Here is a 13759-nt window from a genome sequence, read left to right on the forward strand (position 1 = left end):
GTTTATAAGTGAGAACAGAAACAATGGGCCGGGTAATGCTTGTAGATGGAATGGCTCTGCTGTTCCGGGCCTTTTATGCGACCTCTTATGGAGGATATATTCGCAAGACAAAAGATGGATTGCCAACGAATGCGGTATATGGATTTTTGCAGTATTTTTTTGATGCAGTAAGTACGTTTGAGCCTTCTCACGTCGTATGCTGCTGGGATATGGGCAAAGGAACGTTCCGCACCGAGAAATATGATGGATACAAATCCAATCGGATCGAAGCTCCGCTGGAATTAATTCCGCAGTTTGACCTAGTAAAAGAAGTGGTGGCTGAGCTAGGTGTGCCAAACATTGGTCTTGCCGGCTATGAAGCAGATGATTGCATAGGTACGCTGGCATCCTGTTACAGCGATAATTCTGAGGTTTACATTCTGACGGGTGACCATGATATGCTGCAGCTTATTGATGAGAATGTTAAAGTCGTCATTATGAAAAAAGGACGCTCCAACTATAAAGTTTATGACCTTGCAGAATTGCTTGAGGATAAAGGTCTAACCCCTAGACAGGTTATTGACCTGAAGGGCTTTATGGGCGATACAAGTGATAATTACCCTGGTGTAAAAGGGATTGGTGAGAAAACCGCGCTGAAGCTGTTAACAGAATACGGTACAGTTGAAGGTGTAATTGAGAATCTTCACTTGCTCCCTAAAGGTGTACGGTCCAAAATTGAAGCCGACCTAGATATGCTGCATCTATCAAGGGAGCTGGCTGAAATCCGTTGTGATGTGCCTGTGGTCTGTGAGCTGGCAGAAGCTTTATGGCAATTACAGCGGGAAACAGCCGTGCGTAAATTTCAAGAACTGGAATTCGGCAGCCTGATGCATTTGATCGCTGAGGTGCAGGACGAACGGGGAATTGTACAGATTGAGTTAGGTGATCTGGGTTAAGGAGAGAGGTTCTCTTCTGATGAAAATGTGAATAAACATAATGGCAGGTCAAGGTTACTATCCTTGACCTGCTTTTTTTGTTGTCGAATTCATGTGGAAATTTATCAATATATGTCTTTTTTTGACTGAATTACAAATTAAGGTTTCTAATCATGGATATTGGTTTAATGAAATTTCAAAGGAAATACATAGGGATTATTTTCCATAGTAGGTGATGATGAGATGAAGATACTTTTGGTCACGCACAAGTTTCAGAAGATAGTAGGTAATTATTGCAGTCGGACCATGGACGTAGTGAACGAGTCTGAATTAGTCCTTGGAGGTGTTTTGGAGTTTTTGCAAAACATCAATCCTTCTATAGATAGCATATTAATAACAGATGATGCATTATCTCTGAGGATGGAACAGAACAGGAGTGATTTAAATAACCTAATCAATTGGCTCGTAGCTAATCAAAAGTCAAATGTAAAGATTTTAATCCTCACCAGGTACATAAGGAAAGATACAGAATGGGAGAATCTCAGCTATAGATATCCGAATCTCCAAATTAAGAATTACGAATACATACGCATTACACCAGTACTATTTCAGGAAGCTCTTGAGTATTTATCCGATACCAAACCTCAATTGAAACAACATTCCAGACCTCACGACGATAAGAGTAATCACCAAAAGAGTACAGACAGAAAAGGGTCGTTTCTGGATCGCTTTAAACCGAAACCGAAAGCCCCAACTGAATTACAGGCTACGGATACCCTTACTAGGGAGCTTGATAAGATTAGCCGAGGGATTAGTCGTATTGTAGCGATAACCGGGCATAGTGGATGCGGAATTACCAGCACAACTATCAATGTTGCAAGTGAAGCGAGTAAACGGGGGCTGAATGTATTAATCGTGGATATGGATATCGAATATCGAAGTACGAATATGTATTTTAGCAGCTTTCATGAACGAACCAAGCGGGATGAAGATATAAATGCATCTCTCATCCGAACGTTAGCAAGACCTCAGGATTATTTGACTACGGCTTTTCATTTGAAAGAAAACCTATGGCTGGCTGGACTGGGTTACAGCTTTTCCGATCCCAAGTTAATCCAGCAATTTTACACCAGCTCTAAACTTGTCGGTCTGTTGTCCTTACTCCGAAACAAATTTAATTTGATCCTATTGGATCTACCACTGAACTTATTAGACAGATTTCGAGAAGCATTAATCCATATCGACAGCTTTGGCCTCTGTATTCCCAATAATCTATATGCTGTTTTAAGCACTCTGAGGAATGTGGAAGAGACACTGAATAAGGAAAATACGGCCTATTTGAATGCTAAATCAAAAGTAATTGTCACCAAATATAATGACCGTTCCAGATTTCAAGGTGAAATTTTCGTACCAGACAAGGTAAGTGCAGTTGCTACATCCGGTCTTTTAGAAAGCTTTACATACGGAATGAAAGTGGCAGGTCATATCTCTTATGACACGGACTTTGATACTCAGATTGAAACCGATGTGCCGCTTGTATATTCAAACAAAGACCATGAGCGGGCATATGGAAATATACTTCTTAGATTACTGGAGGGGAGTAGTTAATGGATTTAAGTGGGCTTAAAAACGCGACACCCAATAAGCAAATGTTCAAGCGGGTTGCAGCATTGCTCTTTAGTCTATTGATCATCGTGGTTTCTTATATGTTCATTACGAAAGCCAGCAAAGATGCCAGCGATGTGGTAGAGGTGTTGCGGGTGAAGCAGAGTGATGGTATTCCGGCTTACGTAGTCATTACGGAGCCTATGATTGAGAAATACAATATTATCAAAAAAGAATACACGGAGGACATGGTGTTGTCTGAAGATATAGATTCGGTGAAGGATAAACTGTCCGCATATTATCTTCGAGAAAACAGCGTGCTCTACAAAGATCAGTTGCTGGATGAAAAACCGCAAAAAAATGAATGGCTGTATCAAGTGAATGAGGAAAATGAGGTCTTGACGCTTCCTTATAATTTTCTGGAGGTTGGTGGAGATATTCTAATGCCAGGAGACCGTGTTCGTATCCGTGTGTCCTATGAGGTAGAGGAGAAGGATGCCCCGGGTGGCAATCCAAACGCTATTTATTCCGAGTCCACGAATACGATCAAAAAAACTGAAGTATTGTTTGAAAGCATTGTTGTGAAGGATATGCTCAACGCAAGTAGTCATTCCATCTACGAAGTATATAAAGAGGTGCAGAAACTGGATGAGGATAAGAAACAAAATGTTATGAAGAGTAAAGATTTCTTAAAGAACATTCAACCTAAAGCATTACTCCTCGAGGGGACGAGTGCACAAATTAACAATTATGCCAAATACAAAGGACTTAATGGAAATTCATTTCTGATTACCATACTGAGCAGAAAAAGTAGTGATGTCATCATTGACCAACTGCCCACTTTGGAGAAAGAGGTGGAATCGTGGATCGGAAAAGAGGATTAGGAATCGACAGCATTTTTCAGAAAATATCATCTAAGGATCTCGTCGGTGCCGAACTTCAAGAGAATAATCTGATTTATAGTGTAGTAGGTTTTATACCTGCTTGTGATGGTGTAGATAATGCCATGCTCATAAGCAACTTAGGATATTTATTATCTCAAAAGGGTCTAAATACTTGTGTGGTTGACCTTAAGGTGTTTTATCCGAACTTATATCAATTTCTAGATGTCCCTGCACATAAGAAGGGGCAAGGATTAATTAAGGTGTTAAAAAGCGACAAGGTAGATTTCCGAGATGAATTGCAGCGGACCAAATACGAGAAGCTGTTCCTGTTATCAGCTAGTCCACAGGATCTAATGGAGGAGTATTTTGATTTTGAGTTTGGAAATTTAGAGCGTGTAATTACTACACTTAAGCAGATGTTTGATATTGTGCTGATCGACATTCCCAACAACCCTCCATTGGAATTTTGTCTGGGTGCCATGAAGTATTGTCACATAGGATTCTTTACGGCAACAGAGAGGATGGAAGCTACCATAAATATGGTGAAGCTGCTGGATTATGCTAAATCGGTGGGGATAAGTACGGCTAAGTTCACCAGTGTGGTGATGATGAATATTCAGCATATTGAATTTGATTATAAGGTTATGAAGGACATGGGTTTTAACATAGTTTCTGTACTGCCACTTGTGAAGGATGCCGTAGTTCGTGCACATGAGGGCAGGCTGTACATAAAAGATAACCCCCTAATTAATAAATATTTTAAAAAAGAGATCCAAAAGCTGGCCGATCGGTTGGCGGATCAGTAAAGGGGAGAGCGACTTGCTGACACGTGCGAAAATTAGCGATATGCAGCAAAAAGTACTGCATCAGGTAGGGCCGAAGGAGAACATGGAGGATCTGGCTAGTAAATATACGACCATAAGCTTTGATGAGGCTTTGGAGTTATGCCAAAAATATATTACGAAAATAACGACACATGCCTATAGGCGAGAAAACGACCCTGCTCGAAAACGCGAAATGACTAAGGCATACATAAATGAATTTGTAGACGCGCAGAAACCTTCTGTCGAGGGATTTTATGATCTAGCAGAGTTGAAAAACGCACTCACCAATGAAATCACTCATTATGGTCCCATTACCAAGGCTATGGAGGACCCTAGTATAGATGAAATCAGAGCCAACGGGCCTGATCAAATCTTTGTGGAAAGCGGCGGAAGAAGCCTGCAGTGGGATCAAAATTTTACAGATCGTGATCATATGGAACGGATTATCGCCAAGCTTATAGGTATCTCCAAGGTTCGGCTGATTCCAAAGATACCCATGGTAAATGCCAGAACGATTGAGGGGTATCGTGTGAATGCCACTCATGCTGAGATCTCACCGTATGACCAACCGGCGTTTGTGATCCGAAAGTTCAGCAAGAAGAGTATTGTTCCGAAAATGCTCATTGAGAATAAATCCTTCTCCTCAAATATGTATAAATTATTGTCTTTGATCCCGAAATCAGACTTATCCTGGATTACAGTGGGACCGACAGGAAGCGGAAAGACTACGCTAAATGAAATTCTTGTGAAGGAGATCAATCCTCTATCAAGGATCATTACCATTGAAAATCCTTCAGAGATGAGATTGATTCAAAGAGAAGATAACAGCGAACACGGTAGAGTGCTGAATGATGTGTTGCAATACGAGTCGGTCCCTGATGATGATGACTCAAGCCCAGCGACTATGGAAAATTTGCTTATTAATGCGATGAGACAATCACCTCACTGGATTGGACCAGGGGAGCTTCGAACACCCGGTGAATTCGCCACAGCGCTTCGAGCAGCACAGACGGGACACTATTTCTTTTCCACACTTCATGCAGAGGGGGATAAGGAAGCGATCTTTAGATTTCTAACGGCCTATCTAATGGCCTCTAATGAGCCAGCGGAACTTGCTCTACGAAATATCTGCAGTGCTGTGAAATTTGTAATCTTTCAAGAGAAACTGGCAGATGGTACTCGTAAAGTGACTTCAATTTCAGAGATTTTGGGCTCAGATGGCTTGAATCCACTGATTAATCAAATCTATAGATTTGATTGTGATGATGTGATTGAAGAGATGATTGAAGGCAAGAAGATGATCAAAATTGTTGGCAGACATTTACGTGTAGGAAAGATCTCGGAGAATGTACAGCAGCTAATGCTCAAGGCCGGAATTAAGAAAAGCAGGTTTGAGTTCTTTACCAAGGATCCGTTGGAGGGCGAAACAGAGGTGTACGAATTCGATGAATACAACTTTAATCATTAGTCTACTTCTTGGTATGGCTGCATTTGTACTATTTAACGCCATCTTTGAGGTCAAGTTTTTTCAGGGTTCTGTAAGATATGTTCTCGACGTTATGGATACCCTCGCAGAGTACCTAGGCAAGTATAACACGAAGCGTTATGTTGACCGGATCAAGAAGGAGCGAATCGTCAGGCAGAAGGAAAATATTTATGCGAAATACAATCGAATGGTAGAGGGTTTGATTTTAGACTTTAATATGCCGTTTACGCTGGAGAGCTTTACCTCAATGCTGTGCATTTGCTTTGCGATTATAGCTCTGCTAGTGGTTCTGCTTATGAAAAGCGTTACGCTTTCGCTTGTGATTACGATTTCAATTTTTGTAGGATTGTTTACTTTTTTCGTGATGCAGTCTAGAGCCATCCAAGCAGAACGGCTTGAAAATATAATGGATGCCGAAGATGTGATTTGTCCGTTAGCCCGTGAAGGTGTACTAGTAGCCATTAAAAAGGTGATGGAGAGCGATGAATATATCAGTCCTAATCTTAGGCCATATTTTCAGCAATTTATAGATAATTGCGACAACAACGGCTATTCCTTTAAGCAAGCTATTACGCTATTAAATAGACAGCTTGGTCCCAAATTTGATAATTTCACAAAAAAAGCAGTGGTCTTCGAATATAACGAAAGAAAAGGTATGGCAGACATTTTCCTCGATATTGTAGATGAAAATGCCGTGCTGCGCGAGATTAACTCTAAAAAGGAACGGATTTTTAGAAAGATGAATCGAGATTTTATGTTTAAAACCGGAATCATTGTGCTTTTTTTCTTGTACGCATTAACTGTAAAGGATTTTAGAGAATTTATGCTTGAAAGCAATGTTGGGAAATTGATCAACACGATATTGATTAGTGTCATTTGTTTAAGCTTTGCACGCAGTCAGGTACTCCAAGGGAACGTCGGCATGGGTGGTGAGCGCAAATGATATTCCTAGTTAAGCTGATAGCCATGCTCTCCATCCTTTATTTGATCAAGATATTGTTATACCCCTTCTTCAAGCCTGTGAGCAGAAAACAGAAAAAACGTGCACGTCAATATATCAAGCAGCGTAAAAATGCGGCGCTAAAAGAGAAGTTCAACCAATATAAACGAAGAATTGCAATGAAATATGTTAAAGGGTTATTGGGAAGTGCTGAAAGATTAAGATTCAAGAAAATCATTGACCGACTTGATCTACAAAAAACTCCAGAGGAAATACGGACCGAGCAATTCATGTACACGCTAAGTGCTATTGTGATTATGTTGTTGCTATGGAAGGTGAACATCCTGCTTGGCTGTATCTCTGCCATCTTCATCATGCTGGGCTGGCTCTATCCGGTGGTCGAGTTGGAGAAGATTATCGATAAGAAGAACAAAAATATATCCCTGGATTTCCCAGCCTTTTATAGTATGGTCTATTACCAGTATATAAAGTCGGTTAACATTCATTTCTCAGATGTGCTTAAGGATTACATTCCTAGTGCAAATCCTGATATAGCCGAGGAGCTCGGTGTGATGCTGGACAATATTGATTACGGAGAAGAATTCGCTTTTAAGCAGCTAAAGAAACGGATTCCGATGCATTACGTGATCAAGTTCTGCGACATTATGGAGACGAGGCTTAAAGGATACGATAATGTGTCTCAGATGGCATATCTCAAGAATGAATTAGATGGCTTCAGAATCAGGGCTTTGGAAGAAGAGCTGGAGAGTAGGCAGCGCAGCAGCGCAAGGATCCAGTTTCTACTTATTATAGTGTTGGCTATTTATATCGTTATGTACTATTTGTTTACCATTCTGAGTTCAATGAAGATGTTTCAATAAGCCAAATTTATTTATAGGGGGATAAACGAATGAAGACAGATCTTAAGGAATTGCTAGTGGAGGAAAAAGGAGAAGTAGGGATCAAGCAAATTGCCATCACGGTTGGCGTTATTATTTTAATTGGAGTGGTAGTGACCTATCTAAAGGGTGGAGTACTGACAGGATGGGTCGATGATGTTTGGGAATTCTTATTCGATGATTTGATTGGAAAGATGGTTAGCTAATTTGGGGTGAAAACACAATGCAAGGGATAGCAAAGGCAGTATTACTTACCATTCTGACCTCGGTTACGATTTTGCTGTTTGTAAATTTGGCTTTCTTTTTCCCATGGTATTTAACGCTGGTCACAGAGACGTATAGTGTTTCGCAGATTGTAGCTGGTGATAACTACTTGAAGGAATCGTATTATGAGGATGTTATGGAGAGATTACAGGAGCGCCCTATTTACCGAGATAAAGCCGATGATATTGTCATTACGGTCACTAATGCAGATCATGATAATGCGATTGGAAATGATGATGAAACCTCATATTACGATGAAGGGAACGAATGGAATAAACCTTATCGGCAAAGAGGCGAACCGCTTACGGTTGAGATTAAAGCTGTATATCCTTTCTCTATCACTTTATGGGGAAAGAAGCTGGAGCGTGAAATTCCGGTCCACTTCTCCATGTCAACGACAGGCCTGAAACATTATAAGGATCTGGACTACTATATAGATTGATAGGATGACTTTGTGTGAAAAATATTGCAGTAGGAGTATTGTTGATTATTCTAGTGTCAATTGTTGTGGAGCCTTTGGTGGAGATGGGCATTGTATTTAGAGAGAAGGTAGTGCTGAGCACTGCGATCTCTAATGCTTGCCGGGCAGCCAAGGATCGGAGTTTAGAGTATGAACTGCTACGTGGACTGGATGCGGTGATTAACGAGGAGAGGTTCAAAGAATACTTTTCAGATGCGTTCGAAAGTGCTCTAAATGTATCGGAACAGACCGATAATGGCAACGTGCTTACATTTACCTCCAATGATGATAGATACAATGATTTTACGGTAAATTTAGATTTTTCTAACATAGAGAACACCCAAACCAGCCAATGGGTATCAGAAGTTAATGTGAAAGCACAGGCAACATACAAATTTAAAACCAGATACTTAAAGCTCGCTGAAGAAGCAGACAAAGAAGTAGATTATCAGTTAATTAGCGAGAGGAAATATATTCTCTCCGTTAAGAATTGATGAAAGGAATAATCAGAATGGACTATATCATGGTTACTTTTCAAACGGATACAGGTCTAAGAATGGACCTAAAAGTCCCGGTGTTTGTGACTATAGAAGAACTGTTAGACATGTTAACGGAGTCCTTGAGCTTAAAGGAGAGAAGCGGGGCTAAGCTTCAGGCTGAGCCATTAGGCAGAATATTAAGTAATAGTAAAACCTTGGATCAAGAAGGTGTAGCCCAAGGCGCACTGCTCACACTTATCTGAGAAGGGGCAATGAAATGAATGGCAACCTGCAAAGTGGCGGATTAATCCTAAAGGCTGATGAATCTCTTTTTATTACGGATATTAAAAACTATTCAGGAACCTATTCTTTGGACAGAGCGAATGATCAAGCTGTGCCTATTCATTATGAGGGTTTGTTCTGGTTCATGAATGAGGCTGGCAATTTCCTTTATTACAGTGATCAGTTAAAGGGAAATGTGCTCTGTAAGCTTGATATTGTAAAGCAACATTCAGAAGTATTGTTAGACAAACCTTGTTATCAGCTTCAGCGACATGAAGATTGGATCTACTATATTCACGAGGAGGACCATCGATTATATCGCTGTTCTACTAGTGGTAAACGTGATATGAGGCTGATTGATGAGCATGTGGAGAGTTTTCTCTTGTACGAAGGACAAATCTACTATGCTACACCAAATGGGATTAAGAGGAGCACAGAATCCGGTGAGGCAAGTGAAAAGATTAGTGAATTGGTTACAAGTTTACTGATTCGGATAGGAAATAAGCTGTGTTTTTCAGATGCCGAGAATGGACATCGCTTGACGCTACTTGATGTGGAGCGTCATACGGTAACTATGGTAGACAATATAGTTGCCCTTAGTATAAGCACGGATGACAAATATATTTATTGTGCTAACCGATTAAATGACAACAGTATATATCGCGTAGATCCATTGCATGGAGGGAGTATTCGAATATCTGGGGAAAGCGCGGACTATTTACATGTTCTGGACAATGATCTTTATTTTTGCAGTGGTCGTGAATGGCATCGAATCTCTCTATTTGGTGGAGAGGCGGAGACAATAACCTTTATAGGAAGGTAGATCTAATGAGCTATGAATTCAGTCGTCAGCCCCGTTTTCTACCGGATATGCCCCGGGGAGAAATTGATGTTCCTAATCCACCTATGATTAACGAGAAACCAGAGATCTCTTGGTTCGGAATATTGCTTCCACCTATCGTAATGTTGATTATTACCGTATTAATCGCAATGACTTCACAGTCCATCTATTTACTGATCTCAGTTGCGACCACAGTAATGACACTGATTGGCTCATTGACAGGAGCAACTTCTCAGATTCGGAAATATAAGCTAAAGAAGAAGGAACGGGAAGAAAAATATCTTCAATTTATAACCGATGTCCGCAGCGATTTGTCGATAGCTCGCGAACAACAGGTGAAAGCCATGAATGAAATGAGCCCGGATCCTGCGGAATGTGTGCAACGAATCTCGCGCAGGGATAACAAGCTATGGGAAAAAACGCCTTCACATAATGATTTTCTGGCTCTGCGGATCGGGGTGGGAAGTGTACCCCTGGAACTGCACATCAAATACACCAAACAGGCGATCATCCTTGAAACAGACCCGCTGCTGATGGAGCCGCAGAGATTGGCCATGGAATTTGAGAAGGTCCCGAACGTTCCTATAACGGTTAATCTGTTGACTACCGAAATATGCGGGATTGCCGGTGAAAGCGATAAAACAGCTGTGCTAATAAAACTGATGCTGCTACAGCTTGTGACTCATCATGGTTATGACGATGTCAGGGTTATTGTTCTTGCCGCAGAGGATGAATTGGAGAAATGGGATTGGCTGAAATTTGTACCCCACCTATGGGATGACGGTTTTAATATCAGATTTCTTTTATGTGGTAAAGCCATTGCCCATCAGACCTTGTCCGAGATTTATGGCTCTTTGAAGGAGCGGGAGATGAGGTCTTTGAGCGGTGGTGTATTGCCCCATTATCTCTTTATTGTAGAGGACGCTTCCTTACTTGAGAATGAGCTAATCAGTAAATATTTGTACAACGGCAGTGTAAAGCTTGGAGTATCAACCCTTTTTATCGCCAAGAATTCCGCTTATTTGCCCATGAACTGTAAAACGGTTATTCATTTAAACGGAAAAAACGGTGAAATGGCCAATCGATTAACCGGGGAGAAGATCGTATTTACTCCGGATCAGGCAGATATAAAAGATTTAGATCTAGTCGCCAGAAAGCTCGCACCGCTACGAATCAAAAATTCAAGTGCTAATTTCTCACTTCCATCCTCCATCACACTGATGGAAATGCTACAGAACGAAAAGGTATCTGAAGTAAATGTAATGTTGAACTGGACCCGCAACAAAACCTATATGGGCATGAGTGTACCTATAGGGGTGAGGGCTGGTGGAGAAGCTTTATATTTAGACATGCATGAGACGGGGTTCGGGCCCCATGGTCTTGTAGCCGGGACAACAGGTTCTGGCAAAAGTGAATTATTACAAAGTATCATCGTATCCCAAGCCATTCATTACCATCCGCATGATATTGCTTTTGTTCTTATTGATTATAAAGGGGGCGGCATGGCAGATGTATTCAAGGGAATGCCTCATCTGGTCGGTACCATTACGAATTTGGATGGGAATCAAACGACGAGAGCGCTGCTATCTATCAAAAGTGAGCTCATGCGGCGGCAACGTGTCTTCTCGGAATATGGCGTGAACAATATTGATAAATACCAGAAATTATTTTATAGCAAAAATGTAAAAGGTGACATGCCAGCCATTCCCCATCTGATTATGATTGCGGATGAGTTCGCGGAGCTTAAGCAGGATCAACCGGATTTCATGAAAGAGCTTGTAAGTACGGCCCGGGTAGGTCGAAGCCTTGGCGTCCATTTGATCCTTGCCACCCAGAAGCCTGCCGGCGTAGTGGATGACCAGATATGGAGTAACTCGAAATTTAAAATATGTCTTAAAGTGCAGGATGAGGCTGACAGTCGGGATGTTATTAAACGTCCTGATGCGGCCATGATTAAGGAACCGGGAAGGGCGTATATACAGGTCGGAAATGATGAGATCTTTGAGTTGTTCCAATCTGCGTATTCTGGTGCTGATTATGATCCGAAAGGCGAACTGCAGAAACAGGAGAACAAGACCAAACGAATCTATAAGGTAGCTCTGAATGGTAGAAGCGAGCAGATCTTTCCGCTTGAGGAAGAGAAATTCTCCCAAAATGAGTCTGCTTCCCAACTGCATGCCATGGTTGAATACATTACAGAAACCGCCAAGCAATATGGGATTTCTCCAATGAAAGGGCCTTGGCTACCGCCACTGCCTGAAGTAGTCTACCTCGATTTATTGCTGCCGAATAGCTTAGCAGATGGTAGATGGCCGCAGCAGCAGAAACTGCTCAGTGTGCCAGTGGGGATCATGGATGATCCAAGAGGACAGAGACAGGAAGCGCTGGAGATAGATTTTGCATCTGAGGGGAATCTGTTTGTCTATGGAACGCCGGGTACAGGTAAAACCGTGTTCCTCAAAACGTTATGTTTATCGCTGGCTCTAATGTATCCGCCGGATGACGTCAATATCTATATTATGGATTTTGGCGGAAGCTCACTCAAAGCTATGGAGAAACTCCCTCATGTCGGTGGGGTAATGACACTGGAGCAAGAAGATAAAATTGACCAATTTATGCGCTTTATGTTCAGGGTTATGGAGGATCGAAGAACGCTGTTTCAAAATAATGGAAGTGAAGGGTTCAATGATTACCGTAGAAGTGGACGAAAACTGCCCGCATTTATAGTCATAATCGACAACTACTTTGCTTTATCGGAGACCTACGAAGATTTTGACGCTCAAATGGTGCTGCTGGCTCGTGAAGGTTTTAAATACGGTATTTATATGGTCGCTACAGCAACCAATAGTGCTTTGGTCAGATATAAATTTTCGGTTAACTTCAAAATGGCGATCAGCTTCCAGATGACTGAGAAGAGTGAATATGATGGTATTGTAGGACGAACGGAAGGCTTGGAACCCGCTAAGGTTGCAGGCAGAGGATTGGTAAGAGGCAAGCCGCCTTTGGAATTTCAGACTTCGCTTCCTGAATATCAACATACCGCTACCGAGCTCATCTTGAAGAGAATGGAGGCTTTGAATCTAACTGGAGCCGCACCAATTCCGGTGATGCCTTCTACGATTGATCTGCGGCAGCTCAATAATAATACAGAGCAACTGGCAATAGGCTTGGGCAACAATGATTTACAGCCTGTGTTTATAGACCTTCTTGCAACACCAGTGCTGATGATAGCTGGAGAGGCTATGTCAGGAAAGAGCACTTTACTTGTATCGTGGATGAAGCTGCTGAGCGAAAAGCAGGATCTAGAGGTATATGCGCTGGATTCATCTGCTATGGGCATTTATGAACTGATACAACAGTCTTACGTAACGGATTTATCGAACGTGGATGATTTGGACAATTTCATTGATGGGATCAAAGAACAATTGGAAACTAGACGCAGTGAGCTTCTCTCATGCAGAATGTCCGGTGGTGACGTTGGCGCTCTGATGAAACAGTGGAAGCAGATAATCTTCGTTATTGATCGTCTAAGTGAATTTACGAGCGGAGACAAGTATATGCTGCATGAGCTGATTGAACGAATTGTGAAGCAAGAACGCGGCATGAAGGTAGCTGTTCTAGCGGCAGATAACACAAATGATCTTACCTCTAATTGGGATTCCTTGGGCAAGACTATCCGAGAGGAACAGACCGGGATCCTGCTAGGTAGAATGAAAGAACAAAATCTTTACAATGTGTCCTTACCTTACGGAATCCAGGAGAAAGATGGGGAGCAAGGTGATGGCTATCTCATTGTAAAGAATAAATATACCGGATTAAGATGTGCCGTATGGAGTAAGGAGAATCGAGTTAATGCGGGAGTAGGAGTTTAGGATGGAGGT

13 protein-coding genes are annotated in these 13759 nt (G+C 41.7%); all 13 read left to right on the top strand.

The annotated features are described in order from the left end of the window. The first annotated feature begins 23 nt into the window (after window positions 1-23). The 13 genes from NSQ66_RS08305 to essC all read left to right on the top strand — a co-directional run bounded on the left by NSQ66_RS08305 (window position 24) and on the right by essC (window position 13750). Window positions 24-935 (top strand): 5'-3' exonuclease H3TH domain-containing protein, encoded by a 912-nt coding sequence (locus NSQ66_RS08305; protein ID WP_051491346.1) that lies wholly within the window; start codon window positions 24-26, stop codon window positions 933-935. 222 nt (window positions 936-1157) lie between these two features. After that, complete coding sequence (locus NSQ66_RS08310; RefSeq protein WP_038569542.1) at window positions 1158-2522, top strand: AAA family ATPase; 1365 nt, start codon at window positions 1158-1160, stop codon at window positions 2520-2522. After that, window positions 2522-3403: a hypothetical protein gene (locus tag NSQ66_RS08315; RefSeq protein WP_036684504.1), complete on the top strand. Its 882-nt coding sequence runs from the start codon at window positions 2522-2524 to the stop codon at window positions 3401-3403. Before NSQ66_RS08310 ends, NSQ66_RS08315 begins: the two co-directional genes overlap by 1 nt. Continuing rightward, on the top strand, window positions 3382-4209 hold the full coding sequence (locus NSQ66_RS08320; RefSeq protein WP_036684503.1) for a hypothetical protein: 828 nt from the start codon (window positions 3382-3384) through the stop codon (window positions 4207-4209). The genes NSQ66_RS08315 and NSQ66_RS08320 overlap by 22 nt, the downstream gene beginning before the upstream one ends. 13 nt (window positions 4210-4222) lie before the next feature. Continuing rightward, entirely contained in the window at window positions 4223-5695 is a 1473-nt protein-coding gene (locus tag NSQ66_RS08325; protein WP_036684499.1) for an ATPase, T2SS/T4P/T4SS family, read from the top strand. Then, on the top strand, window positions 5673-6656 hold the full coding sequence (locus tag NSQ66_RS08330) for a hypothetical protein (RefSeq protein WP_036684498.1): 984 nt from the start codon (window positions 5673-5675) through the stop codon (window positions 6654-6656). Before NSQ66_RS08325 ends, NSQ66_RS08330 begins: the two co-directional genes overlap by 23 nt. 77 nt (window positions 6657-6733) lie before the next feature. Beyond that, window positions 6734-7534, top strand: a complete 801-nt coding sequence (locus NSQ66_RS08335) for a hypothetical protein (RefSeq protein WP_218641693.1) — start codon at window positions 6734-6736, stop codon at window positions 7532-7534. A gap of 29 nt (window positions 7535-7563) precedes the next feature. After that, window positions 7564-7758 (top strand): hypothetical protein, encoded by a 195-nt coding sequence (locus NSQ66_RS08340; RefSeq protein WP_036684494.1) that lies wholly within the window; start codon window positions 7564-7566, stop codon window positions 7756-7758. 17 nt (window positions 7759-7775) lie between these two features. Beyond that, window positions 7776-8258 (top strand): hypothetical protein, encoded by a 483-nt coding sequence (locus NSQ66_RS08345; protein ID WP_036684493.1) that lies wholly within the window; start codon window positions 7776-7778, stop codon window positions 8256-8258. A 14-nt stretch (window positions 8259-8272) separates the two neighbouring features. Further along, on the top strand, window positions 8273-8770 hold the full coding sequence (locus NSQ66_RS08350) for a hypothetical protein (protein ID WP_036684491.1): 498 nt from the start codon (window positions 8273-8275) through the stop codon (window positions 8768-8770). Then, a complete protein-coding gene (locus NSQ66_RS08355) occupies window positions 8770-9018 on the top strand; it encodes an EsaB/YukD family protein (RefSeq protein WP_036684490.1) in 249 nt (82 codons plus the stop codon). Before NSQ66_RS08350 ends, NSQ66_RS08355 begins: the two co-directional genes overlap by 1 nt. 14 nt (window positions 9019-9032) lie before the next feature. Continuing rightward, complete coding sequence (locus NSQ66_RS08360; protein WP_036684488.1) at window positions 9033-9860, top strand: DUF5050 domain-containing protein; 828 nt, start codon at window positions 9033-9035, stop codon at window positions 9858-9860. 5 nt (window positions 9861-9865) lie between these two features. After that, entirely contained in the window at window positions 9866-13750 is a 3885-nt protein-coding gene (gene essC, locus NSQ66_RS08365; protein WP_076141379.1) for a type VII secretion protein EssC, read from the top strand. Window positions 13751-13759: the final 9 nt, after the last annotated feature.

This window comes from Paenibacillus sp. FSL H3-0329 (genome assembly GCF_037963285.1).
In the GTDB taxonomy this organism is placed as follows: domain Bacteria; phylum Bacillota; class Bacilli; order Paenibacillales; family Paenibacillaceae; genus Paenibacillus_AQ; species Paenibacillus_AQ odorifer.

What these genes read in the sequence shown, in the direction of transcription:
- NSQ66_RS08305 (WP_051491346.1), top strand. Translation starts at nt 24, where the DNA reads ATGGGCCGGGTAATGCTTGTAGATGGAATGGCTCTGCTGTTCCGGGCC.
- NSQ66_RS08310 (WP_038569542.1), top strand. Translation starts at nt 1,158, where the DNA reads ATGAAGATACTTTTGGTCACGCACAAGTTTCAGAAGATAGTAGGTAAT.
- NSQ66_RS08315 (WP_036684504.1), top strand. Translation starts at nt 2,522, where the DNA reads ATGGATTTAAGTGGGCTTAAAAACGCGACACCCAATAAGCAAATGTTC.
- NSQ66_RS08330 (WP_036684498.1), top strand. Translation starts at nt 5,673, where the DNA reads ATGAATACAACTTTAATCATTAGTCTACTTCTTGGTATGGCTGCATTT.
- NSQ66_RS08340 (WP_036684494.1), top strand. Translation starts at nt 7,564, where the DNA reads ATGAAGACAGATCTTAAGGAATTGCTAGTGGAGGAAAAAGGAGAAGTA.
- NSQ66_RS08345 (WP_036684493.1), top strand. Translation starts at nt 7,776, where the DNA reads ATGCAAGGGATAGCAAAGGCAGTATTACTTACCATTCTGACCTCGGTT.
- NSQ66_RS08355 (WP_036684490.1), top strand. Translation starts at nt 8,770, where the DNA reads ATGAAAGGAATAATCAGAATGGACTATATCATGGTTACTTTTCAAACG.
- NSQ66_RS08360 (WP_036684488.1), top strand. Translation starts at nt 9,033, where the DNA reads ATGAATGGCAACCTGCAAAGTGGCGGATTAATCCTAAAGGCTGATGAA.
- essC (WP_076141379.1), top strand. Translation starts at nt 9,866, where the DNA reads ATGAGCTATGAATTCAGTCGTCAGCCCCGTTTTCTACCGGATATGCCC.